Source organism: Bradyrhizobium arachidis, assembly GCF_024758505.1.
Lineage (GTDB): Bacteria > Pseudomonadota > Alphaproteobacteria > Rhizobiales > Xanthobacteraceae > Bradyrhizobium > Bradyrhizobium manausense_C.
The window spans coordinates 6,364,308-6,390,066 of sequence record NZ_CP077970.1; the positions used below are offsets into that span (position 1 = coordinate 6,364,308).

Annotated in this window: 19 protein-coding genes; 10 read left to right on the forward strand and 9 right to left on the reverse strand. The window is 63.9% G+C overall.

The features are described from left to right. Positions 1 to 17 precede the first annotated feature (17 nt). Positions 18 to 1,265, reverse strand: a complete 1,248-nt coding sequence (locus KUF59_RS29445; RefSeq protein WP_212455692.1) for an efflux RND transporter periplasmic adaptor subunit — start codon at positions 1,263 to 1,265, stop codon at positions 18 to 20. 154 nt (positions 1,266 to 1,419) lie between these two features. Next, positions 1,420 to 2,817 carry a CoA transferase gene (locus tag KUF59_RS29450; RefSeq protein ID WP_212455693.1) on the reverse strand — a complete coding sequence of 466 codons (1,398 nt, stop codon included), beginning with the start codon at positions 2,815 to 2,817 and terminating at the stop codon, positions 1,420 to 1,422. Positions 2,818 to 2,977: 160 nt separating this feature from the next. On the opposite strand from KUF59_RS29450, the gene KUF59_RS29455 reads away from it, so the two are divergent. Beyond that, complete coding sequence (locus KUF59_RS29455) at positions 2,978 to 3,265, forward strand: hypothetical protein (RefSeq protein ID WP_212455694.1); 288 nt, start codon at positions 2,978 to 2,980, stop codon at positions 3,263 to 3,265. Positions 3,266 to 3,375: 110 nt separating this feature from the next. Next, entirely contained in the window at positions 3,376 to 4,146 is a 771-nt protein-coding gene (locus KUF59_RS29460; RefSeq protein WP_212455695.1) for an SDR family NAD(P)-dependent oxidoreductase, read from the forward strand. Between the two features lie 177 nt (positions 4,147 to 4,323). Here KUF59_RS29460 and KUF59_RS29465 read toward each other — a convergent pair whose 3' ends face one another. The 3 genes from KUF59_RS29465 to KUF59_RS29475 are packed head-to-tail and all read right to left on the reverse strand — an operon-like array spanning position 4,324 to position 10,050. Continuing rightward, positions 4,324 to 7,773 carry an error-prone DNA polymerase gene (locus tag KUF59_RS29465; protein ID WP_212455696.1) on the reverse strand — a complete coding sequence of 1,150 codons (3,450 nt, stop codon included), beginning with the start codon at positions 7,771 to 7,773 and terminating at the stop codon, positions 4,324 to 4,326. Further along, positions 7,770 to 9,365 (reverse strand): Y-family DNA polymerase, encoded by a 1,596-nt coding sequence (locus KUF59_RS29470; protein ID WP_212455697.1) that lies wholly within the window; start codon positions 9,363 to 9,365, stop codon positions 7,770 to 7,772. Before KUF59_RS29470 ends, KUF59_RS29465 begins: the two co-directional genes overlap by 4 nt. Further along, positions 9,256 to 10,050, reverse strand: a complete 795-nt coding sequence (locus KUF59_RS29475) for an ImuA family protein (RefSeq protein WP_212455698.1) — start codon at positions 10,048 to 10,050, stop codon at positions 9,256 to 9,258. The genes KUF59_RS29470 and KUF59_RS29475 overlap by 110 nt, the downstream gene beginning before the upstream one ends. A 164-nt stretch (positions 10,051 to 10,214) precedes the next feature. On the opposite strand from KUF59_RS29475, the gene KUF59_RS29480 reads away from it, so the two are divergent. Further along, the gene (locus KUF59_RS29480; RefSeq protein WP_212455699.1) at positions 10,215 to 11,603 is read left to right on the forward strand and encodes a UdgX family uracil-DNA binding protein; all 1,389 of its coding nucleotides are present in this window, start codon (positions 10,215 to 10,217) and stop codon (positions 11,601 to 11,603) included. Between the two features lie 96 nt (positions 11,604 to 11,699). After that, on the forward strand, positions 11,700 to 13,328 hold the full coding sequence (locus KUF59_RS29485) for an inorganic phosphate transporter (protein WP_212455700.1): 1,629 nt from the start codon (positions 11,700 to 11,702) through the stop codon (positions 13,326 to 13,328). 222 nt (positions 13,329 to 13,550) lie between these two features. On the opposite strand, the gene KUF59_RS29490 is transcribed toward KUF59_RS29485, so the two are convergent. Further along, on the reverse strand, positions 13,551 to 14,723 hold the full coding sequence (locus KUF59_RS29490) for a M20 aminoacylase family protein (protein WP_212455701.1): 1,173 nt from the start codon (positions 14,721 to 14,723) through the stop codon (positions 13,551 to 13,553). A gap of 228 nt (positions 14,724 to 14,951) precedes the next feature. On the opposite strand from KUF59_RS29490, the gene KUF59_RS29495 reads away from it, so the two are divergent. From KUF59_RS29495 to KUF59_RS29515, 5 genes are all read left to right on the forward strand, one after another. Further along, complete coding sequence (locus KUF59_RS29495) at positions 14,952 to 16,571, forward strand: GMC family oxidoreductase (RefSeq protein ID WP_212455702.1); 1,620 nt, start codon at positions 14,952 to 14,954, stop codon at positions 16,569 to 16,571. 820 nt (positions 16,572 to 17,391) lie between these two features. Next, a complete protein-coding gene (locus KUF59_RS29500; protein WP_212455703.1) occupies positions 17,392 to 18,330 on the forward strand; it encodes a metallophosphoesterase family protein in 939 nt (312 codons plus the stop codon). Between the two features lie 16 nt (positions 18,331 to 18,346). After that, positions 18,347 to 18,673 (forward strand): cupredoxin domain-containing protein, encoded by a 327-nt coding sequence (locus KUF59_RS29505; RefSeq protein ID WP_212455704.1) that lies wholly within the window; start codon positions 18,347 to 18,349, stop codon positions 18,671 to 18,673. Positions 18,674 to 18,773: 100 nt separating this feature from the next. Further along, entirely contained in the window at positions 18,774 to 19,325 is a 552-nt protein-coding gene (locus tag KUF59_RS29510; RefSeq protein ID WP_212455705.1) for a sigma-70 family RNA polymerase sigma factor, read from the forward strand. Then, a complete protein-coding gene (locus tag KUF59_RS29515; protein ID WP_212455706.1) occupies positions 19,322 to 20,086 on the forward strand; it encodes an anti-sigma factor family protein in 765 nt (254 codons plus the stop codon). The genes KUF59_RS29510 and KUF59_RS29515 overlap by 4 nt, the downstream gene beginning before the upstream one ends. A 23-nt stretch (positions 20,087 to 20,109) precedes the next feature. Here the strand turns inward: KUF59_RS29515 and KUF59_RS29520 are convergent, their stop codons facing one another. Beyond that, on the reverse strand, positions 20,110 to 20,514 hold the full coding sequence (locus KUF59_RS29520) for a GFA family protein (RefSeq protein ID WP_212455707.1): 405 nt from the start codon (positions 20,512 to 20,514) through the stop codon (positions 20,110 to 20,112). Between the two features lie 114 nt (positions 20,515 to 20,628). Further along, positions 20,629 to 22,020, reverse strand: a complete 1,392-nt coding sequence (hpnO, locus tag KUF59_RS29525) for an aminobacteriohopanetriol synthase HpnO (RefSeq protein ID WP_212455708.1) — start codon at positions 22,018 to 22,020, stop codon at positions 20,629 to 20,631. 124 nt (positions 22,021 to 22,144) lie between these two features. Here hpnO and KUF59_RS29530 point away from each other — a divergent pair, with 124 nt between their 5' ends. Then, complete coding sequence (locus KUF59_RS29530) at positions 22,145 to 22,786, forward strand: DUF2147 domain-containing protein (RefSeq protein ID WP_212455709.1); 642 nt, start codon at positions 22,145 to 22,147, stop codon at positions 22,784 to 22,786. Here KUF59_RS29530 and hpnN read toward each other — a convergent pair. After that, a complete protein-coding gene (hpnN, locus tag KUF59_RS29535) occupies positions 22,736 to 25,324 on the reverse strand; it encodes a hopanoid transporter HpnN (RefSeq protein ID WP_212455710.1) in 2,589 nt (862 codons plus the stop codon). The genes KUF59_RS29530 and hpnN overlap by 51 nt on opposite strands. Positions 25,325 to 25,759 lie beyond the last annotated feature (435 nt).

Consider the following 25,759-nt stretch of genomic DNA (forward strand, 5'->3'; position numbering starts at 1 on the left):
CCTTCCCGGATCATGCGTTAGCTGCCGGAGGCCGCGCGGTCGATGAACAGGCTGCCCTTGGTTACAATCTGTTCGCCCGGTTTCAGATTGCTTGTGACTTCGACGAGGTCGCCGTTGACGAGGCCGATCTTGATGTGGCGCAGCTCGACCGACTTGTCCTCGCGCGCGACCCAGATGCGGACCTGGTCGCCTTCGTAGATCAAGGCCTGCTTCGGCACGGCGGGCGCTGCGCGGTCGCCGGCGGAATAGATCGTCACATTGGCGAACATTTCCGGCTTGAGCAGGCCTTCCTTGTTGTCGATGGTGGCGCGCACCAGAAGGCGGCGGGTGTTGGGATCGATCGCAGCGGCGACGTAGTTGATCTTGGCGGTAAGCGGATGGCCGGGCAGCGCCATGACGTTGACGGTGATGTCCTGGCCGATGCAGACCGAGGCGGCATCGCTCTCGCGCACGAAGGCCGTCAGCCAAACGGTGGAGAGGTCGCCGATCACGAAGACCGGATCGCTGGCGCCGGAATTGACGTACTGGCCGGGGCCGATCTTGCGCTGCACGACCGTGCCCGCGATCGGCGAATAGATCGTGATCTCGGGATTGATGGCGCCCTTGTCGCCGAAAGCCTTGATCGCCTCGTCGGTGAAGCCGAGGATGCGCAGCTTGTTGCGCGAAGCTTCCAGCGCCGTCATCGACGAGCGCATGTCGTTCTGGGCCTGGACCTGGGTGGTCTCGGCCTGCTGATAGTCCTTCAGCGGAATGGCGCGGCCTTCGTAGAGGTCCTTGGCGCGCTTGAACTGGATGTCGGCGAGCTCCATCGCCGACTTCGCCTTGTTCTGCGCGGTCATCGCCGCGATGAAATCGTTCTGGGCCTGCACCGTGTCGGCGGCCTCGATCGTGAACAGCGGTTGGGCTTGGCGGAGGCTCTCGCCGGGCTTGGCGAGCAGCTTGGTCACCCGGCCGGCATAGGGCGAGAACACCGGGGTCGAGCGATCCTCGTCGACAGCCACCTTGCCTTCGGTGACATACTCGGCCCGGAAGGCCTTCTTCTTCACGGGCTCGATGGTCAGCGTCGCCCATTCGGAGGCGGTCGGCGTGAAGTTCTGCGCGTTCTTGCGCGACTGGCTGGAGATCTCGGAGTGGTTCTTCTCCTTGGCTCCGCCGGCAAAGAGGAAGCCATAGGCAGCGCCACCGGCAAGCGCCAGTAGAACTACGGATGCGATCATCCGCTGCTTGGTAAATACCTGCAATTGCTTGGTATTTTCAGCTACCATGGGCCCCGGTCATGTCTGCGATGATTGCGGCAAAATGACTGCCTCATCGGTCGCGCTAATAGTGCTGAATTGTTAGTTCAAACAACCCTTAAAACGCGAGCCCCTTCTCGCTTTGTGTTAAAATTTTGACATATGCCGCACTGCACGCGCGACCTTAACGCGCAGGCCATTGCGGCGGGTGACTGCCGAGCGGCATCGCCGGATGCGCCCATCGCGCCGGCGTCTTCGACAGAACAGCTGAATGCGTAACCGCCCTCAACGCCCCGAAGCCTGATGGCATGGGCTCGATGAACGAGAGATGTACAGCCTCGCTGGTCAGCTCTTCAGCCTTCAACCCGTCAGCGAGACGGCCGAGACTCCACAACCACCGGCCTGTCTGCGCAAGTGATACACGCACATGCCAGCTGCCGCCTTCGCGAGCCTGGCGCGCCTTCGCGATCATGGCGCCGAACGCCATCAGATAGCCGGTAGCGTGGTCGAGCATCTGCGCAGGCAACTCCTTGGGACCGTCGATGCCGGCGGCCTCTCCCTCGGCGTGATTGAAACCGGTCGCGGTCTGCACCAGCGAGTCGAAGCCGCGCCGCTCCGCCCACGGGCCGGCATGGCCATACGCCGAGAGCGTGACGTAGACGATGCCGGGATTGAGCTTCGCCGCGTCCTCCGGCGCGAAGCCGAGGGCGGCAAGTGAGCGCGGACGATAGCCCTGTGAGAAGATGTCGGCGTCGGCGAGCAGGTCGCGCAATTGCTTGCGCCCCTCCTCGCGCTTGAGCTCGATGAAGGTCGTGAGCTTGCCGCGCCCGGTGTCGATGGTGAGCCAGGGAATGGCGGGAAGATTTGGGCCCGAGACGAGCAGCACATCCGCGCCGTGGACCGCGAGCGTGCGTCCGGCGACGGGGCCGGCGATCACACGGGAGAGATCGAGCACGCGGACGCCGGAGAGCGGACGATCACCTCTAGGCCACGGTTTTGGCGGGGCGTCGCCGATCTTTTTGATCGAGATCAGCGGCAGCTTTGCGAGCGCCTGCGCTTGCGGCAATTCCGACCATTCGTCATGCGAGCGCATCAACGCAACGACGCCGCCGGCCGCATAGGCCGCGGTCTCGAAATCCTCGCCCTTCCACTGCATCAGCGCAGCCTGCACCTGCTCGCGCTCCGGCTTGCAGTTGAGCACGTTGCAGACGGCGTCACGATGATGGGGAAAGTTGGTGTGACAGCGCACGAAGCGGTTGTCGCCGGTCTTGTAGACGCCGGCGATCGCATCCCACGCCGGTGGCGGCGGCTTGTCGTCGACGCGTAGGTAACGTTCCGAGCGGCACTCGGCCACGGCGTGACGCATGTTGACGGCGATATCCTGCACCTGCCCGCTGCGCAGCTTCCAGATTTCGGCGGCGGCCAGTCCCGCAGCCGCGACACTGACCTGGGCGGCCACGGCGACGCGAAACGACGACGGCAGTTGCGGCTCCTCGCCGGTGAGCGCCACGCGCTCGAGCGCGGCCGGCTCGCCGCCCGCGGCCGTCCAGATCGCCTTCAGGATCGCGGCGGCGCTTTGCATTGCCATTTTCCTCCCGCTAAAGCGCCATCGTGCTTTAGCTTTTTGTTTGAGCATGATCTCCGCGCAAACGCGTTCCGCGTTTGTCGCGAGGGAAAACCGCTTCACACTTTTCCGGATCATGCTCTAGCCTGCCGCGTCTCATAGCATGGAAAGGAAGGCAATGGCTGCCATCGATCCCCTCACCGCGGGTGGCGTGCTGCTCGCAACCGCGCTGACCGACGCCGTCTACGTCATGTTCACCTCGGCCGTGGTGGCACGAAAGCGCGTGCCGGCGGCGACCTGGAGCAGCATCTGGTATGTGCTGTCATCCTATGCAGTGATCAGCTACACCGAGAACTGGATGTACGTGGCGTTTGCCGCGCTCGGCTCGTGGCTCGGCGCCTATTTCACCATCACCTTCCTGCACCGCCCACCCGGCGGCCCGCCGGTGGGTGCGGCGCCGGAGTGAGGGTCAATACACATCCCGTGTCGTCCTGGCGAAAGCCGGGACGACGTTGTGGAAGCATGGTGCCGACAACAACCGTAGTCATTGCGACAAACAAAAAGGGAAAATCAAAAATGGATCTCGGTCTCAAGGGACGAAACGCAGTCATCCTGGGCGGCACGCGTGGCATCGGGCGGGCTATTGCGGCGACGCTGGCGGGCGAAGGCGCCAATGTCGCGGTCTGCGCGCGCAATGCGGATCAGGTGGCGGCCACGGTGGCCGAGTTGAAGGCGAGTGGTATCAGCGCAACGGGCGCCTCGGTCGACATCACCGACGGCGCCGCGCTAAAATCCTGGATCGACGGCGTCGCCAAGGAATTGGGCAGCGTCGACATGCTGTTCTCCAATGCCGGCGCGATGGCGCAAGGCGGCGATCCCGCATCGTGGGAGCAGAACTTTCGGCTCGACGTGCTCGGCGCCGTGCATGCGTTCGAGGCTGCGCGCCCCTTCCTTGAAGCCAGCGGCGAAAAGACCGGCGATGCCGCCTTCGTCATCATCTCGTCGATATCAGCCGCGCAAGCCGACGCGGCCAGCTCCTACGGTCCGATCAAGGCAGCGCTGATCCACATGGCCAAGGGACTGGCGCGGCAATATGCGGCCAAGAAGATCCGCGTCAACGTGGTGTCGCCGGGCACGGTCTATTTCAAGGGTGGCGTCTGGAACATGGTCGAGCAGAACATGCCCAAGCGCTACGAGGATGCAATGCGCCGCAATCCATTGGGCCGGATGGCGACGCCGCAAGAGATCGCGAACGCGGCGGTGTTTCTGGCGAGCCCGGTGTCGTCGTTCACGACGGGGTCGAATCTCGTCGTGGATGGCGCGATCTCGAACCGGGTGAATTTTTAGACACTCGCGTCATCGTCGATCCGTCATCCTGAGGCGCGAGCCGTGCGACGCGACGCGTCGCATGGGGAGCCTCGAAGGATGAACGGCTCGGATGCAGCCGGGCCGTCGCCCTTCGAGGGCCGCTGAAGAAGCGGCCACCTCAGGGTGACGGTGATAGATCTGTCGTCGTGGCAAGCCTCAATGAAAATCCCGTGACGGCGGCAGGATGCGGACGTTGCGGGGGTGGCGGATTTTCTGCGCGGGCGTATCGGCGTGGTCGCGGCGGTCGTCGTTGAGCGGCTCGATCAGCGCGGGACCGGCCGGCACCGGCGGCTTGCGGGTGAGCGCGTCATTGGCAAGGCCGATCAGATCGTGCGAGCGGTCGATCATGCGCTGGGCCACCAGATGCGTGACCTCTTCGGGGCTGCTCTGGATATAGCCCTCGACCAGGACGAGGCGCGCGCCCATCACCTCTTTACGGTACTGCTCCATCACTTTCGGCCACACCACGATATTGGCGATGCCGGTTTCGTCCTCCAGCGTCATGAACACGACGCCATTGGCGCTGCCCGGCCGCTGCCGCACCAGCACCACGCCGGCGCAGCGGACGCGGCGACGGTCGTTCCTGTGCGAGACGTCCGTGCAGGGGATCACGCGCTCCTTCGTGAACATCTCCCGCAAAAATTCCATCGGATGCCCCTTCAGCGACAGGCGGATGGTCTGATAATCGGCGACCACCTGCTCGGGCCGCGGCATCACCGGCAGCGGCTTTGCATGCTCGTCCGGCTGCTCGCGGGCTGTGGCGGCCTCGAACAGCGGCAGCGGCACATCGTCGGGCAAGCGCCGCACCTGCCACAGCGCCTCGCGGTGGTCGAGCCCGAGCGAGCGGAACGCATCGGCGTCCGCAAGCAGGATCAACGCGCGCTTGGGCAGGCCGGTGTCGCGGGCGAAGTCTTCGAGCGAGGTGAAGGGACGGCGGTTGCGGGCGGCGACGATGCGGTCGGCCCAGTCTTCCCGGTCATTCCGGGGCGACGCGTCAGCGTCGAACCCGGAATCCATTCCGCCAGGCGTATGCGGCCCGATGGATTCCGGGTTCGCGCTTCGCGCGCCCCGGAATGACAGTTGAGAGAGTTTCAGTCTCTCCTCGTCTTCATCCAGCCAGTGAAAGCCGTCGATCTGGCGGAACCCCAGGCGCACAGCGCAGTATTTGCCGCTCCCCTCCTCCAGCGTGTTCTGCGCAAAGCTGTGGGAGACGTCGATCTGGCGCACCTCGACGCCGTTCTTGCGGGCATCGCCGACGATCTGCGCCGGGGCGTAAAAGCCCATCGGCTGCGAATTGAGCAGCCCGCAGCAGAACGCATCGGGATGATAATGCTTCAGCCAGGACGAGATATAGACGAGCTGGGCAAAGCTCGCGGCATGGCTCTCCGGGAAGCCGTAGGAGCCAAACCCCTTGATCTGCTCAAAACAGTTTTTGGCAAACTCCGGGTCGTAACCGCGCCGGATCATGTTGCCGATCATCTTTTCCTCGAACTTGCCGATGGTGCCGACATTGCGAAACGTCGCCATTGAGCGGCGCAGGCCGTTGGCCTCCTCCGAGGTGAACTTTGCCGCCTCGATCGCGATCCGCATCGCCTGTTCCTGGAACAGGGGCACGCCGAGCGTCTTGTGCAGGACCTTGTAGAGCTCGTCCGGCTCGCCGTGATCGGGCGACGGTGACGGATAATTCTCCTTCTCGACCCCGTTCCGCCGCCGCAAATAAGGATGCACCATGTCGCCCTGGATCGGTCCGGGACGCACGATCGCGACCTCGATGACGAGGTCGTAGAAAGTTTGCGGCTTCAGGCGCGGCAGCATGTTCATCTGCGCACGGCTCTCGACCTGGAACACGCCGAGCGATTCTCCGCGGCACAGCATGTCGTAGACGTTCTTGTCATCCTGCGGGACGCTGGCCAGCACGTAGCGCTCACCCTTGTGATCGGCGATCAGGTCAAAGCATTTGCGGATGCAGGTCAGCATGCCCAGCGCCAGCACGTCGACCTTCATCATGTTGAGCGCGTCGACGTCGTCCTTGTCCCATTCGATGAAGGTGCGGTCGTCCATTGCGGCATTACCGATCGGCACATAGGTGTCGAGCCGGTCCTGCGTCAGCACATAGCCGCCGACATGCTGCGAGAGGTGACGCGGAAATTCGATCAATTCGGTCGCAAGGTCGACCGCGAGGCTGATCATGGGATTTTTGGGATCGAGTCCGGCCTGCTTGACCTGCATGTCGTTGAGGCCCTTGCCCCAGCTTCCCCAGACGGTGTCGGCGAGCGCGGCAGTGACGTCCTCCGTCAGCCCGAGTGCCTTGCCAACGTCGCGGATGGCACTACGCGGGCGATAATGGATGATGGTGGCAATGATCGCGGCACGATGACGGCCGTAGCGGCGATAGACATATTGCATCACCTCCTCGCGCCGCGAATGCTCGAAATCGACGTCGATGTCCGGCGGCTCCAGCCGCTCCTTGGAGATGAAGCGCTCGAACAGCAGATCGACCTTGGTCGGATCGACCGAGGTGATGCCGAGCACGTAGCATACGGCGGAATTCGCCGCCGAGCCGCGGCCCTGGCACAAAATGTTCTGGCTGCGCGCATAGTGCACGATGTCGTGCACGGTGAGGAAGTAATGCGCGTATTTCAGCTCTGATATCAGCGCGAGCTCTTTCTTCAACGTGGCGCGCAGCGTGTCCGATATCTTGCCGCCAAAATATTTTTGCACACCCGCCCAGGTCAGATCTTCCAGATGCCCTTGCGCGGTCTTGCCCGGCGGCACTGGCTCGTCCGGATACTGGTATTTGAGCTGATCGAGCGAGAAGACGATTTTATCGGCGAAGCGCATGGTCTCCGCGATCGCCTCCGGGAGGTCGCGGAACAGGCGCGCCATTTCCTGCGGAGGTTTGAGAAAGCGCTCGGCATTGGCTTGGAGCTTTTTGCCGACCGCCTCGATCGTGGTCTTTTCCCGGATGCAGGTCAGCACGTCCTGCAACGGGCGGCGCGCAGGGTGGTGATAGAGCACCTCGTTGGTTGCCAGCAGCGGCACACCGGCCTTGGCTGCGAGCGCATGAAGCAGGGCCAGGCGGCGCTTGTCGTCGCCACGATAGACGAGGCTTGCGGCCAGCCACACGCCTTCGGCGCGGCTCGTCTTCAGCCTTGAGAGAACGTCCAGCGCTCTCCCAGCTTCAAAGCGATGCGGCAGCGTCAGGATCAGAAGCTGGCCTTCGGCAAACTCCAGGAGATCATCGAAGCGGAGATGGCACTCGCCCTTCTCAATGCGTTCGATATTGTCGCCGCGCTTGCCTTTCGTGAGCAACTGGCACAGCCGGCCATAGGCGGCGCGATCGCAGGGATAGACGAGGATGTCGGGCGTGCCGTCGATGAAGACGATGCGCGCGCCGATCAGGAGCTTTGGTTTGTAGGGCAGCTCGGAATTATCGAGCTCCTTGTAGGCGCGCACGATTCCGGCGAGCGTGTTGTGATCGGCAATGCCGATCGCAGGCAGCCCCAAGACGGCGGCCTGGTGCACATAGGCGCGCGGATCCGAGCCGCCGCGCAGGAACGAGAAGTTTGTGGTGACGCCGATCTCGGCATAGGCAGGCGCACTCATGCGAACAGCCCATGTACATACCAACCGGGAGACATCGGCTTGCCTTCGTCGTCGAACACCTCACCCTCGTAAAGGCCGTCGCGAAAAATCCAGAACCGCAGGCCTTCGGCATCCTCGACGCGGAAATAATCCCGCGTGAACTGTTTGCCATCCTGCTTCCACCATTCCATGGCGATGCGCTCGGGCCCTTCCACCCGCACCACGGCATGCAGTGCGCGCCGCCAGGTGAACTGGTGCGGCGGCCCGTCCGGCACGGTCGCGAACGGCACCTTGATCGGCTCGGGCCGCTCGAACAGCCGCAAAGGGCGCAGCGGCGGCTCGCTCTCGGTGCGCGCGGGCCACTCGGCCTGGGTCGCGGCGGCGAGATGATGCTGCGCCGATACGGCCAGCACCGCGCGCTCCGGAATATGCGTATCCTGCGGCAGGTGCATGACGACGCGCTTTCCGCCGATGCGCGCGGCGATGCGGTCGATCAGCGCGGCGAGCTCGTCATTGTCATGGACATGGGAATCGAGATCGCGCTGCTCCTGCACCACGATCTCGGTGCGGCTCGCCGACAGGCGGACCATGTCGAAACCGAAACCGGGATCGAGGGGATCGGCGAGCGCATCGAGGCGCTCGCGGAACAGACGATCGATGATCGCGCTTTTCGTGACGGGCCGCCCGGTCTCGACCATGATCGACCGCACCGCGCCGTCAGTGCGGAAGAACGAGGCCTCCAGCCGCCGCGCGCCCTTGCCCTGCTTCTCCATGGAGGTAACAAGCGTGTCGGCAAGCCGCGACAGCGTCATCGCGATCATGGTGTCGGTCGCGATCGGTTCGGCAAAGCGCTTCTCCACGATGTAATCGGGCAGCGGCTTTCGCGGATTGATCGGTGCATCGCCCTGCCCCAGCGCATGCGTGAGCAACGTGGAAAACCGCGCGCCGAAACGCGCGGTGATCTCATGCGGCGCGCGCGAGGCGACATCGCCGATTGTTTTGAGCCCGGCGCGACGCAGCCCCGTCGTGATGGCCTCGTCGGCGCCGAGCATGGATACGGGCAATGCGCCGATCGCCTCCGCTTCCGCGCCGTCGGCGACGATGGTGCCGGAGGCCTGACGCGTCAGCGTACGCGCGCACACCGAGGTGCTGGCAATCGCCGCGCTGACGGCAAAGCCCTGCCGCGCCAACGCACGAACGAGTGCCTGCAACAGCGCAGCTTCGCCGCCGAACAGATGCGCGCAGCCGGTGATGTCCAAAAACAGCCCGTGCGGCGGATCGAGCGCCACCAGCGGCGTGAAGCGATCGCACCAGTCGGCGATATCCCCTAACGTCTTGGCATCCGCCACGACATCGGCGTCGAACACTTTTAATTCAGGACAGATGGCGCGGGCATTGGCCAGCGGCAGGCCGATATGCAGGCCGAGGCGCGAGGCCGCCTCGTCGAGCGCATAGATCGAGAGCGCGTTGCTTTCCTTTGCAACAACGATGCTCGCTTCATCGCTAGCTGGCGCGGCGCTGCTCCCCGACAAAACCCGCTTGATGCGGTCGATGGGCAGGCGCGGCAGCCACAGGCTGAGGATACGCCGACGGTTCACTGAATTGGCACTCATCACACTTCCATTCCATGATCCACCGCCCGACCGGGCCATGACGATTGCGCACGAGCTCGGCATCGAACATCGGCGCGCCCCAGGCACTCCAGACTGAGCCCGGCGGCGAATGCGCCGCGCGCAGCATCCATCTTGTCTCGGCCGTCGATGGCGACGGGTTTGCCGCCATCCGCAGCAGCAGCCCGGTTGCGCCTGAAGCCTGTGCGGCAAGCGTCAGCTTGCGGCTCGCCACGAGATCGAACTGCCTCGCCTCACCCCAGAGCTCGAGCACGACGGCGCCGAGCGCATCGCAGGCGAGCGCGTCGGCCGTTGTCCGCAGGGCGGCCTCCGCATCGGCGGCACGCACCATCACCACACGGCGCGGATCGAGGCCGAGCTCGGCGAGCCCGCTCATCGACAACGCGCCCGCTTCCAATTCAGAAAAGTCCTGACGCACCCACAGCAGCGGCCGGCGCGCCGACACGCGGCCCGCAAGCCCCGTCACGAACCCCGTTGCGGCCGTGCCCTGGCGTCCTTCGCAAAACACCTCGTGGATCGCCGCGCGGGCAAGCCCGCCCTGCAGCACGCGATCGGCTTCCGGGTGGCCGAGCGCGACGCGATCGTGATGATGCGCGGCATCCGACGTCTCGATGCGCTCGATCTGGCCGCGCAAAGCCGCAAGCGCGCTTCCACGTGCGCCGCTCATGCTCGCCGCTCCTTCAGGGATGGGTCGCCGGGGCTCAAAAAGCAGAACCACCGGCTGGTTCATTTGTTCATGATATGTTCTAATATAAAGCTAACAGGCCCATGAGAGTCAATCGAATTGGCGCCTCTGCGGATTCATGAGCGGAATCAAAGGGATTCAACGCCATGCAGCTCATCATTCTGACCAGCGAGACGGATTTCGACGGCTGGCGCACGGCCGCGCGGTCGCTAGCGCTTCATCGGATCGATCCGGCGGACGTGACCTGGACGGTAAGGGGTCAAAACCAGGTGCCATCAGGCCTGTCCGAAGCATCAAATCTTCCACCGGTCGAGACTGAAACCACGTTCAGCGTGCCGGCCAATTTCATCGAGCTCGCGCGGATCGCGATCCTGCATCGCGACGACGAACGTTTCGCGTTGCTCTATCGCCTGCTGTGGCGATTGAAGGCCGACCATGATCTGCTCGCGGCGATGACCGATCCCGACGTGGCGCAGGCGAGCGCGATGGTCAATGCCGTGCGGCGCGATGCGCAGCGGATGCGCGAAATCGTCCGCTTCCGCGAGATCGGACGCGAGCACAAGGCGCATTACGCCGCCTGGTTCGCGCCGGAGCATCACATCGTCGAATTCACCGCACCGTTTTTCGCGCGGCGCTTTGCCGACATGCCCTGGTCGATCCTCACGCCTGATGTCTGCGCCCATTGGGATGGTCACGCTGTTACCTTCACGCCGGGCATCAACCAGATGGAGATGCCGGCCCCGAGCAAATTGGAGGAAACCTGGCGCCGCCATTTTCAGGCAAAGCCATCATCGGTGGACGCGCCCGGAAAGCGACGGAGGAACCTGCCGGAGGCTTCGATACTTGAACCTCTGCTTTCCGACGCCGAGCGCTGGACCGGCGGACGGATGATCCCGCGCGCGGAGACATCAATGGCACGCAAGCCCGCCGCCGATAATCTGGAAACACTCCGCGAGGAGGCCGCCCATTGCCGCGCCTGCCCGCTGTGGAAGGACGCCACGCAAACCGTATTCGGCGAGGGGCCGAAGAACGCCACCATCATGCTGGTCGGCGAGCAGCCCGGCGACAAGGAAGACCTTGCCGGCCATCCCTTCGTCGGACCGGCCGGCCAGATGCTCGACCGCGCGCTGGAAGAGGCCGGGGTCGATCGCAAGAAGGTCTACGTCACCAACGCGGTGAAGCATTTCAAATTCTTAGCCCGCGGAAAGATCCGTCTGCACCAGAGGCCGAATACGCCGGAGATCAGGGCTTGCCGGCAATGGTATGAACGGGAAATCTCAGTAATCGATCCCGCCCTCGTCGTCGCGATGGGCGCGACCGCCGCACAAAGCGTGTTCGGCAAGATCATGCCGATCGGCAAGAATCGCGGCCGGCTGATCGACCTTGCCGACGGCCGCAAGGCGCTGGTCACCGTGCACCCGTCCTATCTGCTGCGGCTGCCGGACGAGGAAGCCAAGAAGCTGGAATATCAACGCTTCGTCGATGACCTCAGGATCGCCGCCGGCTTGCAGGCGAAAACCCCGCGCGCGGCCTGAAGACAGGGGGAAACCGCCCCTCGGGCGCCCCCTGTCATCCCACCTTCAAATCCGTCGGTGAAAATGGCCCCATCAGAAAAGTAGGGGGCGTTTCGCATGACCGACATCACATTGAATCCAGGCATGGTCGATCCGGCACCGGTACAGCCGGCCTCGCGACCCAATCTCGACAAGGGTTTCAACCCGCTCACGCTCATCCTGTTCATGGGCATCCTCGCCGCGGGACTGCTGTTCGTCGCCTACAGCATCTATGCGGACGTCGATGCGACCGGCGTGCGGGTGACGACCTACCTGCCCTACATCCTCCTGTTCGTCGCGCTGCTGATCGCGCTCGGCTTCGAGTTCGTCAATGGCTTCCATGACACCGCCAATGCGGTCGCGACCGTGATCTACACCCATTCGCTGCCGGCCGAAGTTGCCGTGATGTGGTCGGGCTTCTTCAACTTCCTCGGCGTGCTGCTGTCCTCCGGCGCGGTCGCCTTCGGCATCGTCTCGCTGCTGCCGGTCGAGCTGATCCTCCAGGTCGGCTCCAGCGCGGGCTTCGCCATGGTGTTCGCGCTCTTGATCGCCGCGATCGTGTGGAATCTCGGCACCTGGTTCTTCGGCCTGCCGGCCTCCTCCTCGCACACGCTGATCGGCTCGATCATCGGTGTCGGCATCGCCAACGCCGTCATGCGCGGCCGCGACGGCACCTCGGGCGTGGACTGGACCAAGGCGACCGAGATCGGCTACGCGCTGCTGCTCTCGCCGCTGTTCGGCTTCATCTGCGCCGCCACGCTGCTGCTGCTGCTCAAGTTCATCGTGCGCAACCCGTCGCTCTATGCAGCCCCCGAGGGCAACAAGGCGCCGCCGCTCTGGATCCGCGGTCTGCTGATCGCGACCTGCACCGGCGTCAGCTTCGCGCACGGTTCGAACGACGGCCAGAAGGGCATGGGCCTGATCATGCTGATCCTGATCGGCACCGTGCCGACCGCCTATGCGCTGAACCGCGCACTTCCGGAATCCCAGATCGCCCAGTTCCAGAAGACCTCGGAGGCCGCTTCCAAGGTGATCGCGGCAAAAGGCGCCGGCCACAGCATCATCGGCGATCCCCGCCCGGCCGTGACGCAATACATCGCGCTCCGCCACATCAACGAGGGCACCTATCCCTCGCTCGCGGTGCTGGTGAAGGACGTCGGCGAGCAGGTCGCAAAGTTCGGCTCGCTGAACAAGGTGCCGGCTGAAGCCGTCGGCAACACCCGCAACGACATGTACCTGACCTCGGAAGCGATCCGCTTCCTGATGAAGGACAAGGAGAACGACCTTAGCAAGGACGAGGTCGCGACCCTCAACGCCTACAAGGGCTCGCTCGACAGCGCCACAAAATTCATCCCGACCTGGGTGAAGATTGCGGTCGCAATCGCGCTCGGCCTCGGCACCATGATCGGCTGGAAGCGCATCGTCATCACCGTCGGCGAGAAGATCGGCAAGAGCCACCTCACCTACGCGCAAGGCGCCTCCGCCGAGCTCGTCGCCGCCGCCACGATCGGCGCCGCCGACGTGTTCGGCCTGCCGGTCTCGACCACGCATGTGCTGTCGTCGGGTGTCGCCGGCACCATGGCGGCCAACGGCTCGGGCCTGCAATGGTCGACCATCCGCAACCTGCTGATGGCCTGGGTGCTGACGCTGCCCTGCGCGATCATGCTGTCGGCCAGCCTCTACGTGCTGTTCTCGCGGATCTTCTGATCGATTATCGTCATGGCCGGGCTTGTCCCGGCCATCCACGTTCTTGAAACGTCATTCCGGGGCGATGCGCAGCATCGAGCTATGGTGCGCAGTTGCGCACCTGAGAATCTCGAGATTCCGGGTCTGGTCCTTCGGACCATCCCGGAATGACGGTGCTAGAGTTGACACGTGGATGCCCGGGACAAGCCCGGGCATGACGGAGGCATAGAGAATCGAACGGCCTTACGACGCCGCCAGCGACGTCTCCACCAGCTTGATCCAGTAGGACGTGCCGTAGACGATCGCCTCGTCGTTGAAATTGTAGGCGGGGTGATGCAGGCCGGCGCTGTCGCCATTGCCGCAGAAGATGAAGGCGCCGGGGCGCGCTTCCAGCATGTAGGCAAAGTCCTCGCCGCCCATCAGCGGCGGCATCTCGTGGACGTTGGTATCGCCCGCGACCTGCTTTGCGATGCGCCGCGCGACTTCGGTCTGGGCGGCGTGGTTGTTGGTCACGGGATAGTTGTTGTGATAGTGCAGGTCGATCTTGGCGCCGGTGATCTGGGCCACGCCCGCCACCACCTCGCGCACGCGCTTCTCGACGAGCTTGCGCACCTCGGGCGTCAGCGTCCGGATCGTGCCCTTCAACTCCGCGGTCTGCGGAATGACGTTGCGGGCATTGCCGGCGTGGAATTCGCAGATCGAGATAACGGCGGACTCCAGGGGATCGACGCTGCGCGCGACGATCGACTGCAGCGCCGTGATGAGCTGCGCGCCGACCATGACTGAATCGATGCATTTGTGCGGACGCGCGGCGTGGCCGCCGAGGCCCTCGATCTTGATGTCGACCTCGTCGGTCGCCGCCATGATCGGCCCCTGCCGGATCGCGAAGGCGCCGATCGGAATGCCCGGACCGTTGTGCATGCCGTAGACCTGGTCGATGCCAAAACGCTCCATCAGCCCGTCCTTGACCATGGCTGCACCACCGGCGCCGCCCTCCTCGGCCGGCTGGAAGATCACGACCGCATCGCCGGCGAAATTGCGGGTCTCGGCGAGGTAACGCGCCGCGCCGAGCAACATCGCGGTATGGCCGTCATGGCCGCAGGCGTGCATCTTGCCCGGCGTCTTGGACGCGTAAGGCAAATTGGTCTGTTCCTCGATCGGCAGCGCGTCCATGTCGGCACGCAGGCCGATGACCTTGAGGTCGCCGCCCGCCGGCTGCTTGCCCTTGATCACGCCGACCACGCCGGTCTGACCGAGACCGGTCACCACCTGGTCGCAACCGAACTCGCGCAGCCTGTCAGCCACGAATGCTGCGGTGCGGTGCACATCGTAGAGCAATTCCGGGTGCTGATGGATGTCCCGCCGCCAGGCCTGGATGTCGGGCTGAAGGTCGGCGACGCGGTTCACGATGGGCATGGAGGGTCTCAAGCTTTCGGTTGGATTTGTGCCGGACTGTCTACCATGCAAGCAGCAGTCCACCTAACTCCTGCGGGCCGGGGGTGGCTCTGCCCTCTCGTCATGGCCGGGCTTGCCACCAGCTTGTCTTGGCCATCCACGTCTGACTATTAGGACAGAAAATGCGTGGATGCCCGGGAAAAGCCAAAGGCTTATTCTCGGCATGACGCCTGTTTGGGTGGAAGCAGAATGCCAAAGCGGCTTGAGGGTGAGTTTGACTATATCGTGGTCGGAGCCGGCACGGCCGGCTGCATCCTCGCCAACCGGCTGTCGGCCGATCCGAAGAACCGCGTGCTGATCCTGGAAGCCGGCGGCGACGACAACTGGATCTGGTTCCACATCCCCGTCGGCTATCTCTTCGCCATCGGCAATCCGCGCTCGGACTGGATGTTCAAGACCGAGGCCGAGCCCGGCTTGAACGGCCGATCGCTCGCCTATCCCCGCGGCAAGGTGATCGGCGGCTGCTCCGCGATCAACGCCATGATCTCGATGCGCGGACAGGCCGCCGACTACGACCATTGGCGCCAGCTCGGCATGACCGGCTGGGGCTATGACGACGTGCTTCCGGTGTTCAAGCGGCTGGAGGATCATTTCCTCGGGGCCAGCGAGCATCACGGCGTCGGCGGCGGCTGGCGCATCGAGGCGCCGCGGCTGTCCTGGACCGTGCTCGATGCCGTCGGCGACGCCGCCGAGGAGATGGGCATCAAGCGCATTCCCGATTTCAACACCGGCGATAACGAAGGCACCAGCTATTTTCACGTCAACCAGAAGCGCGGCCGGCGCTGGTCGTCGGCGCGCGGTTTTCTCAAGCCGGTGCTCAACCGGCCAAACCTGCGGCTCGAAAAGAACGTGCTGGTCGATCGTCTTATCATCGAGCAGGGCCGCGCCGTCGGCGTGCGCTTCAAGCAAGGGGCTGAAACCATCGAGGCCCGCACCAAGGGCGAGGTGATCCTGTCAGCCGGCGCGATCGGCTCAGTGCAGGTGCTGCATCGCTCCGGCATCGGCCCCGCCGAATGGCTCACCCAGCTCGGCATCGACCTCGTGATGGACAAGCCCGGTATCGGCCGCAACTTGCAGGACCATCTCCAGCAGCGCGCGATCTACAAGGTCGAGGGCGTGCGGACGCTGAACGAGACCTATTACAACCTGTTCCGCCGCGGGTTGATGGGTCTCGACTACGCCTTCCGCCGCCGCGGTCCCCTGACCATGGCGCCCTCGCAGCTCGGCATCTTCACGCGCTCCGATGCGACGCGATCGCGCGCGAACATCCAGTTCCACGTGCAGCCGCTCTCGCTCGACAAGTTCGGCGATCCCCTGCACCGCTTCCCCGCCATCACCGTCAGCGCCTGCAATCTGCAACCTACCTCGCGTGGCGCCGTGCGCCTGCGCTCGGCCGCGCCTGACGAGAAGCCGATCATCGCGCCGAATTATCTGTCGACAGATGACGACCGCCAGGTCGCAGCCGACGCGATCCGCACCACGCGCCGCCTGATGCAGCAGAAGGCGCTGGCAAAGTATCGGCCGAGCGAATATCTGCCCGGCCCTTCCGTCGGCGACGATGACGCTTCGCTCGCCAAGGCCGCCGGCGATATCGGCACCACCATCTTCCATCCCGTCGGCACCGCGAAGATGGGCGCGGTGAACGATCCCATGGCGGTCGTGGACGAACGCCTGCGCTTCTACGACCTCGGCGGCCTGCGCATCGTCGACGCCTCGATCATGCCGACCATCACATCGGGCAATACCAACACACCGACCGCGATGATCGCCGAGAAGGGCGCGGCGATGATCTTGGATGATGCGAAGTAGCGAAGTAGTAGGCCGGCTCGATAGTGCGGGAGATCAACATGTTGAGACTTCGGCTACTCGCGGGAGAATGAAGTGACGCGTCGGTCCGTATCGATACTGTTCTTGCTCATCCTGGCCGGGATATCACTATGCGTGTCGACCGCAACCACGCTCGGAGAGGATGGAGATCCTCTCCGAGACGCACGCCGGGAATGGTTCAACCTCGCTAACGGACGAACGGAATTTGACGTCTCAGACTCGGCTTTGCTGCCAAAGCCGCTCAGGCTCGCAGTCGAGCAATCCGGCTGCCCTTACCAAGATGCCATTAAGCACGAACCGGTTCGTTTCATAAGCGTTGAAAGACGCCGTCTCGCCCTTGTGTTTTGCTCCGGAATCGTGGGCTGGCACCAGGTCTTCGACCTTGAGAATCTGCTACGGCCAAGGCTGGTGGAGTTTCCGTATCGCGCGCAGGACTACGGTTTCGGCACGACATCCAGGCCGGGCTATATCACCTTGCAGAAGGGAACCGGAATCTTTGAGGCCGAAACAACATCTGACATCATTTGCAGCGGTCGGCTCCGCCATAGCTATCGACTTGCCTGGACGAACGGACGTTCGAGCTTCGTCATAGTCCGCATTGACAAGAAGGACGACAGCTGCAGGCAGGACGGGTGGACCACCATATGGGACGCGCCAAGATGGTGAAACCGGCCATTCGCCAAAGAAACCACTCACAAAAACGTCACCACCGCTCGCGAAGAGACCGATCTCCCCGGGAATAAACCCGTCCCTCCCCCGATCACCTCCCCGAAGCCCAATTCCGGGCGAGAGGAGACGTGCAATGAGCGGACACGATCATGGTGACGACGGCCTGAGCCGTCGCAAGGTGCTGGAATGCATGACCTGGGCCGGCACCGGCGTGCTCTGGACCGTCACGGGCGGCGTGCCGCGCTCGCTCGGCATCATCGATTCCGCGCAGGCCGCAACCGCGCCCGGCATGACCTTCCTCCAGATCAGCGACAGCCATGTCGGCTTTGACAAGCCGGCCAATCCCAACGCACTCGGCACGCTGGAAGAAGCGGTCAACAAGATCAACGCCATGCCGGAAAAACCTTCCTTCATGATCCACACCGGCGACATCACCCATCTGTCGAAGGCTGCCGAGTTCGACAATGCCGAGCGCATCATCTCGCAGACCAAGCTCGACGTGCATTACGTGCCCGGCGAGCACGATTTCATCGACGAAGAGGTGAAGCTTTATCGCGAGCGCTACGGCCGCGGCACCAAGGGCCATGGCTGGTACTCCTTCGATGCCGGCGGCGTGCACTTCATCGGCCTCGTCAACGTCGTCGACCTCAAGGGCGGCGGGCTCGGCAATCTCGGAGCCGAGCAGCTCGCCTGGCTGGAGGACGATCTCCGCGGGAAGTCGAAATCGACGCCAGTCGTGCTGTTTGCGCACATCCCGCTCTGGACGGTCTATCCGCAATGGGGCTGGGGCACCGAGGACGGCGCGCGTGCGCTCGACTACGTGAAGGGTTTCGGCTCGGTCACCGTGCTGAACGGCCACATCCACCAGGTCATGCAGAAGGTCGAAGGTAACGTCACCTTCCACACCGCGCGCTCGACCGCGTTCCCGCAGCCGGCGCCGGGAGCAGCTCCCTCGCCCGGTCCGATGAAGGTTGAGGACGCAAAACTCCGCGCCATGCTCGGCGTTGCCAGCATCAACTTCAAGCAGGGCGACCAGCGGCTGGCGATCATCGACACGCCGCTTCAGGGTTGAACGGGAATTCTTGCACATGACAAAAATCAATCGCCGCGACTTCGGTCTCGTTGTGGCCGCGGCCGTTCTGCTTCCGGTCGCCACCGCCCGCGCCGACAACGACATGGAGGTGCATATCGACAATTTCGTCTTCGCGCCGGCCGAGCTCAAGGTGAAGGTCGGCACCACCGTAACCTGGACCAACCGGGACGACATCCCCCACACCATCGTCTCGGCGGGCAAGTTCCGGTCCAAGACGCTCGATACCGACGACAAATTCTCGTTCACTTTCACGAGCGCCGGCGACTACAAATATTTTTGTTCGCTGCACCCGCACATGACGGGGATGATCAAGGTTGAGTAGCGGCTCGAACCAAGGCATCACCATTCCGCCTGGCCGGTGGCTCGCCCCCGGCCGGGCGCGCACGTCTTCAACGGTCGGCCAAACGGCAAAGCGAGCGGCGATGTCCCCGACGAGCGAGGATCCGGACAAGGCACGGCGCTTCCGCGAGGCGGCACTGCCGCATCTCGACGACGTCTATACGCTGGCGCGCTATCTGCTCCGCGACGCCTCCGATGCCGAGGACGCGGTGCAGGAATGCTATCTGCGCGCGCTCCGGCATTTCGACACGTTTCGCGGCGAGGCGATCAAGCCGTGGCTGTTCGCGATCCTGCGCAACGTCTGCAACGCCGAATACGCGCGCCGTGCCAACCGGCCGTCGGCGATCGAGGACGCGCCGGAGGCCGCCGAACAGACTCCATTGTGGCGCGAGAGCGAAGCAGGTCCGGAAGCGGAAGTGCTGCGTCGCCGCGATGCTACGGCAATCAGAAAGCTCATCGACGCGCTGGCCGAGCCGTTTAAGGAAACTTTTGTGCTGCGGGAGATCAACAACCTGTCCTATCGCGAAATCGCAGACGCCGTCGGTGCGCCCGTCGGCACCGTGATGTCCCGCCTCGCCCGCGCCCGCGCCATGCTGCGCGCGGCCTGGACGGCGGAAGAGGAGCAATCGAAATGACCTGCGACGAAGCAAAAATCCTGCTTCACGCGCTGATCGACGGCGAGCTCGACGCCGGCCACGCGCGCGAGGTCGAGGCCCATGTCGCGACTTGCGCGAGCTGCGCGTCCGAGCTTGCGGCCTATCGCGACATGAAGCGGGTGCTCGCCGACACCAATTTGCGCTACACGGCGCCCGCGCAACTGCGCGCGCGCATCGAGGCGTCGCTGCCGCCGCAGGCGCAGCAACCCAATCGCCGTGCCGTGCTGCGCGGCTTTGCCATGGGATCGGCGGTCTCGGCCCTGGCCGCCACCGGTCTCGTCGCGATCGTGCTGCGCCAGGACGACCAGCAACGCATCCTGTCGGAAATGGTGTCGGCGCATCTGCGCTCGCTCCAGGCCGGCCACCTTACCGACGTGATCTCCACCGACCAGCACACCGTCAAACCGTGGTTCAACGGCAAGCTCGACGTCGCCCCGCCTGTCATCGACCTCACCGCGCAGGGCTTTACGCTGGTCGGCGGCCGGCTCGACTACATCGACGCCCGCGCACTAGGCGCGGTGGTCTATCGCCGCCGGCAACATGTCATCAACCTGTTCGTGGCGCAGACCGCGAACACCGCGCTTCGCCCGCCGAAGACCGAAACGATGCAAGGCTTCAATTGCCGCCACTGGACCAATCGCGGTCTGAACTTCTGGGCCGTCAGCGATCTCGGCGCCGACGAACTCGTGGAGTTCACGGACAAGTTCGAGGCGGCGATGAAGGCGAATGTGGAGGGGTAGTTGTGGGGCGCCTGCGCACGCCACTATTCCTGCGGCGGGTAGCGCTCGAAAACGGGCAATTCGTGGGCCCGCTCCATCCAGCTGAGGCGCTCGGCGACCTGGATGTGCATCATGGGCGGGGCAGCATCGGGGTCATCGTGGGTGCCGCTCTGGATGTCGATGACGCCGGGCATCATGTTTTCGTTGACGTAGAAAAGTCCGGTGCCGCAATCCGCGCAGAAATGCCGCCGTCCATGCTCGGAGGATCGATAAATCTTCGGCTCGCCACGGACCACCTTGACGGCTTCCTGCGGATACATCGCCCAGCCGACCATCGGTGCCCCGGCATGGCGACGGCAATCGGTGCAATGGCACAGCGCGTGCACCATCATATCGCCGTTCACCTCATAGCGGATCGCACCGCAATGACAGCCACCAGTGACAGGCATAGGCAACTCCTCTCCCGGTCAGATCAACGCCGGGAAAGTAAGTGCTGCTTCGGGGTTTTGTAGGCGGACTGCTTCAGCAGGTCGCACATCGCGACACCAGGCCGCGGCCGGAACTTACGCCGACCGCCGCACCGCGTTATCAACCAGCGTCTTGCCGAGCGACCAGATCGCACCGGGGACCTTGTGACTGCCGGCGATGACGTCGTCGAACGCCTTTTCGATCCAGTTGCAGTCTTCTTCGGTGATGGTGAGCGGCGGCAGCAGCTTGATAGTGTGGCTGCCGTGACCGGCCACTTGGGTGAGGATCTTGTGATCCTTGAACAGCGGCACGGTGATGAGCTGGCAGAACAGGCCCTTGTTGGCGGTCTCGAGCACGTTCCAGGACGCCTTCAGGCGCAGCGATTTCGGCGGCCCGAACTCGACGCCGATCATCAGGCCCTTGCCGCGAACCTCTTTCAGGAGCTCGTAGCCCGGCACCATGCGCGTCAGCGCGAGGCGCAATTCGGCGCCGCGCTTCGCGGCCGACTCGATCAGCTTCTCCGACTCCATGATGTCGAGCGTGGCAATGCCGGCGGCCATCGCGAGATCGTTCTTGGAGAAGGTCGAACCGTGCACGACGGCACGGTCCATCTGGTTAAAGATCTTGTCGAAGATGGCCTTGCGCGTCAGCAGCGCGCCGACCGGCACGTGACCGCCCGACAGCGACTTCGACAACAGGACCATGTCGGGCTCAACGTTCCAGTGCTCGACCGCGAGGAAGCGGCCGGTGCGGCCCATGCCGGTCTGGATCTCGTCGGCGACGAACAGCGTGCCGTACTTCTTGCAGAGCGCGGCCGCGCCCGGCAAAAATTCGTCGGTGGGCATGTTGACGCCCTTGCCCTGGATCGGCTCGACGACGAAGGCCGCGACCTCGCGTGAGGACAGCGCCTTCTCGAGCGCGGCAAGATCGTTGAACGGGATCGAGGTGCAGCCCGGCAGCAGCGGCTCGAAGCCGGTGCGGAAATTCGAATCGCCAGTGAGCGACAGCGCGCCATAGGTCAGGCCGTGATAGCCATGCGCGCAATAGACGATGCCGGGACGCCCGGTGGCGCCGCGCGCAAACTTGATGGCGGCCTCGACCGTCTCCGCGCCGGAATTCGCAAAGAACACCTTGTCGAGATACGGCGCATATTTCAGCAGCCGCTCGGCGAGCACGCCGGCGAGCGTCGAGACGTCGAACTGGACGAGATTGGGCAGGTCGGCATCAATGACGCTCTTGAGTGCCTCGCGCATGACCGGATGATTGCGTCCGATCCCGAACACGCCAAAGCCGGACAACAGGTCGAGATAGCGCGCGCCGTCGCGGTCGTAGAGGTACTGCCCCTGGCCTTTCTGGAAGCCGACGTCATACCCGATCGTCTTGAGAACGCGAACGAACTGCTCGTTCAGGTATCGCGTATGCAGAGCACTGCGCTGCGTCTGGCGGTCCGCAAATAGCTGGGCTAAGTCTGGATTTGGACTGTGCATCCGCTACATACTTCGGTTGATGGCTGTTTCGTCAACAGAAAACGATGGTTGCGGCCTTTTGCCCTTTTTCGGACCATCTTCGCAAGCACAGCTTTAGACCATGTTGCACTGCCGAGGAACTATCATGCGTTTATCCCTTTACTCCGGAATAATACTGGCTTGTGGTTACACCTGCCTGACACCGGCGCTCGCTGCCGATCCCACCGGCGACTGGCGGGTCGCCGACGGCGTCGCCAACATTCGCGTGGCGCAATGCAACGGCAGCATGTGGGGCGCAGTGTCCTGGGAAAAGACCCCGGGCGGCCGCGACGAGCACAATCCTGATGTCTCGAAAAGGAGCAGGCCTAGCCTGGGCATGGCGATCCTGATCGACATGAAGAAGAAGGCCGGCGTCGATCAATGGGAAGGCCAAGTCTATAACGCCCAGGACGGCCAGCTCTACTCCTCGACCATCACGCCCGTCGGCACCGATCAGCTCGAGATCAAGGGCTGCGTGCTCGGCTTCCTGTGCGGCGGCGAGACCTGGACCCGTGTCGCCCCGCCGATCCCCTCGAGCCCCGCCAACAGCATGGCCAAGGGCGCGCCGAAGACCACAGGCGCCGCGCCCAAGATGGCCGCGCCTGCTGCTCCGCCCGCCACCGGCGCCCAGAAGAGCACCGGCGCGGTTGCGAAGCCCGGCCAGAAGGGAGCCGCCGACACCGTCGGCGACATCTGCCTACTCCCTGAGATTGCGGGGTTTGCCCATGAGGGCCGGCTGAAACAATAGCACTGCCGCGAGCGTGGTCACGAGCGACAGCGCAAGCAGCTTGCCCATGCTCGACGTGCCGGGATGGCTCGACAGCCACAGGCTGCCGAATGCGGTCGCCGTCGTCAGCGCGCTGAAAAAGATCGCCCGCGTCAGGCTGGTTTGCAGCAGGTTTGTCCTGCCGGAGCGCCAGGCCACGACATAGTAGATCTTGAACGCGACGCCGATGCCGAGCAGCAGCGGGAACGCGACGATGTTGGCGAAGTTGAGCGGCAGCCCGATCAACACGCAGATTTCGAGCGTGACCGCGCCTGCAACCAGAAGCGGCACCAATGTCATCAGCACGTCGGTGATCCGCCGCAGCGTGATCCACAGCAAGAGGCCGATCACGAGGAGCGCGTAGACGCCGGCGTGGATGAACGCCTTCACGACGGTGTCGCCGGACTTCAGGATCGACACAGGCCCGCCGATCGCGGTCGGCTCGGCGGCGAGCACGGCAGCGGCAAATTTGCGCAGCGTATCGTTGTCGTTGGGGTCGCCGCGCGGCAGCGCCTCGACGCGGATGATGCCGTCCTTGCTCTTCCACGCCGAGACGAGATCGGGCGGCAGACTGTCCAGCGTCACCGGTCCGGCCTGCATCGCATTGCGAAGCTGGTCGAACACGATCTTCATCGGCGTGACGAACACGGCTTGCGCCTTGTTGCGGGTCGCCTCGTCGGACTCGGCGAGCTTTTGCAGCGCGTCCGCAAGCCGCCGTGAAGCGACCGCGCCCGGCCCCTTGTCGCCGCCGGCGGTCCGGCGCAGGCTTTCGACCGACGACTTCAGCGCGTCGACATTCTCCTGGTCGGTCGGCTCGGCGTCGATCTGGTCCGGATTGAGCGCGGGGTTGAGCACCTTGGCTCCTTGCGCGATCAGCTTCAGCTTCGGCCCCTGGTCCGGTGGCACGAAGCTGTCGAGCGACATCACCCGCAGAACCTCCGGCAGCTTCTCGAGCTTGGCCTCGATCTGCCTGGCCTGCTCTTCGGAGTTGACCAGCACGTTGATGGCGTTGGCACCAGTGTTGGGATCCTTGCGCAGGTCGAGGAACGTCGCGATCGACTCGGCGTTCGGATTGCGCAGGTTCATCGGGTTGAAGTCGAACTTCATGAAGTAGAGCAGCGGCAGGCCTGCGAGTGCCAGAAACAGCGTGCCACCCACGATCAGCACCCGATGCGTCTCCAGGAAGCGGTCGAGCGGAGCCAGGAAGGCGTAGCCGACCGGCTCCATTTCGCCGGGCGGGTTGAGCAGCTTCAACAGCGCCGGCAGCACGGTGATGCTCGACAGAAATGCCACGAGCATACCGACGCCGGCGATCTGGCCGAGCTCGGAAATGCCCTTGTAGTCGGTCGGCATGAAGCAGAGGAATCCAGCGGCGGTAGCCATCGCCGCGAGCGACAGCGGCACGGCCGAACGTTTGGCCGCCAGCACCAGCGCACCCGAGAGATCATTGTGCTTGTAGCGCTCCGAGCGGTAGCGGACGCTGTACTGGATACCGAAGTCGACGCCGAGACCGACGAACAGCACCGCGAATGCAATCGACAGCAGATTGAGCGAACCCACCATCATGAGACCGGCCGCGGTGGTGATCGCAAGCCCGACGAACAGATTGACGAACACCGCGAAGATGATCTTCGACGAATGCAGCGCCAACCACAAGATCAGCAGCACGACGACGACGGTGCCGATGCCGTTGACGACCGCGCCCTCCTGGACGGTGGCGTATTCCTCGTTTGCGATCGGCACCGGTCCGGTGAGGCGCACGCGCGCCTGGTACTTGCCGGCAAAGTCCAGTTCAGTCGCCGCTTTCCGGATCGCGTCGGTCGCACCCTTGCCGGGCTCGAGCGCGTTGTAATCGAGGACCGGCTTGAACTCGATGAAGGCCCGCTTGTCGGACGCTTCGAGCGGCTTGTCGCTGACGAGCTCGCGCCAGGAGAAGGTCGCGTTGCCCTTCTTCAGCACGGTCTCGACCGTCTGGGCGATCAGGTTGAAGGGACGCTCGGTGTTGTCGAGCTTGACCTGGCCGCGCTTGACGCCGGCAAGCCCTGTCTCCAGCGCGCCGGTCAGGCCACGGATCGACGGATCGCCCGCCATGATCTCGATCAGGGGAGCTGCGGATTCGAACTGGCTGGTGATCTTGCCGACCTCTTCCGTCGGCAGGAACAGAAGTCCGTTCTTCTCGAAGAACTCGCCGCTGCCGAGCTGCTGCATCGACTGGAAGTTCGTCTTGTCGTCCTTCAGCTTGGCAAAGAGCGCGTCGGCGGCCGAATTGGTCAGCTCCGGCGTGGCGGCCTCGACGACGGCGAGAATCGTCGCGTCGCGGTCGAAGGCGCGGTCAAAAAGCTGGTCGCGCTGGCGCCAGTCGAGGTTCTGGGCGATCAGCGAATTGATGTCGGTATTGATGGCGAAGTGGCGCGCCGCATAGTAGCCCGCCGCGATCGACAGCAGGAGCCCGAGGACAACAACGAGGGTGGCAAACCGGGTGCAGGCCCTGACGATCGCAACGACTATACTTTGCAGCACATCTTTTCTTTCTAGCGTTAACAGCTTGCCGGAAACGCCCGCTCTTTATCGGAGTTCCCAGGCGAAACCTATTGCTGTTTTGGGTGGTTCTAGCCCGGTGAAGGTTCGAGGAAATTGAGGAAGAACATGGCAAAACCACGCGTCGGGCCGGTATAGCCCCCCACTTGAGGCCGTAAAGTGACGAACCGGTGAGACACTTGGCCTTGCGGCTTTTGCTTACTATATTACCGCACAAGAGACTCGGTCGGGAACCCGAAAGCGCCTACGGCCTTTCCTCCGGACCGATTTTTTGACACAAAGCCCGGTATCTCCGTGCGCTTGGGTCCAAGGGGACTGCGGCGGAACCGCCCGCGGGAAACCAATGGTGCGGATATTGCAACTCATTGGTAAGTACCGGGGTGCCTCCGGGGACAACTGAACGAATTGGTGCAACTT

Excerpts from the sequence above, each read along its gene's own strand:
- KUF59_RS29445 (WP_212455692.1), bottom strand. The coding sequence starts at position 1,265 with ATGGTAGCTGAAAATACCAAGCAATTGCAGGTATTTACCAAGCAGCGG.
- KUF59_RS29450 (WP_212455693.1), bottom strand. The coding sequence starts at position 2,817 with ATGCAAAGCGCCGCCGCGATCCTGAAGGCGATCTGGACGGCCGCGGGC.
- KUF59_RS29455 (WP_212455694.1), top strand. The coding sequence starts at position 2,978 with ATGGCTGCCATCGATCCCCTCACCGCGGGTGGCGTGCTGCTCGCAACC.
- KUF59_RS29460 (WP_212455695.1), top strand. The coding sequence starts at position 3,376 with ATGGATCTCGGTCTCAAGGGACGAAACGCAGTCATCCTGGGCGGCACG.
- KUF59_RS29465 (WP_212455696.1), bottom strand. The coding sequence starts at position 7,773 with ATGAGTGCGCCTGCCTATGCCGAGATCGGCGTCACCACAAACTTCTCG.
- KUF59_RS29470 (WP_212455697.1), bottom strand. The coding sequence starts at position 9,365 with ATGAGTGCCAATTCAGTGAACCGTCGGCGTATCCTCAGCCTGTGGCTG.
- KUF59_RS29475 (WP_212455698.1), bottom strand. The coding sequence starts at position 10,050 with ATGAGCGGCGCACGTGGAAGCGCGCTTGCGGCTTTGCGCGGCCAGATC.
- KUF59_RS29480 (WP_212455699.1), top strand. The coding sequence starts at position 10,215 with ATGCAGCTCATCATTCTGACCAGCGAGACGGATTTCGACGGCTGGCGC.
- KUF59_RS29485 (WP_212455700.1), top strand. The coding sequence starts at position 11,700 with ATGACCGACATCACATTGAATCCAGGCATGGTCGATCCGGCACCGGTA.
- KUF59_RS29490 (WP_212455701.1), bottom strand. The coding sequence starts at position 14,723 with ATGCCCATCGTGAACCGCGTCGCCGACCTTCAGCCCGACATCCAGGCC.
- KUF59_RS29495 (WP_212455702.1), top strand. The coding sequence starts at position 14,952 with ATGCCAAAGCGGCTTGAGGGTGAGTTTGACTATATCGTGGTCGGAGCC.
- KUF59_RS29500 (WP_212455703.1), top strand. The coding sequence starts at position 17,392 with ATGAGCGGACACGATCATGGTGACGACGGCCTGAGCCGTCGCAAGGTG.
- KUF59_RS29505 (WP_212455704.1), top strand. The coding sequence starts at position 18,347 with ATGACAAAAATCAATCGCCGCGACTTCGGTCTCGTTGTGGCCGCGGCC.
- KUF59_RS29510 (WP_212455705.1), top strand. The coding sequence starts at position 18,774 with ATGTCCCCGACGAGCGAGGATCCGGACAAGGCACGGCGCTTCCGCGAG.
- KUF59_RS29515 (WP_212455706.1), top strand. The coding sequence starts at position 19,322 with ATGACCTGCGACGAAGCAAAAATCCTGCTTCACGCGCTGATCGACGGC.
- KUF59_RS29520 (WP_212455707.1), bottom strand. The coding sequence starts at position 20,514 with ATGCCTGTCACTGGTGGCTGTCATTGCGGTGCGATCCGCTATGAGGTG.
- hpnO (WP_212455708.1), bottom strand. The coding sequence starts at position 22,020 with ATGCACAGTCCAAATCCAGACTTAGCCCAGCTATTTGCGGACCGCCAG.
- KUF59_RS29530 (WP_212455709.1), top strand. The coding sequence starts at position 22,145 with ATGCGTTTATCCCTTTACTCCGGAATAATACTGGCTTGTGGTTACACC.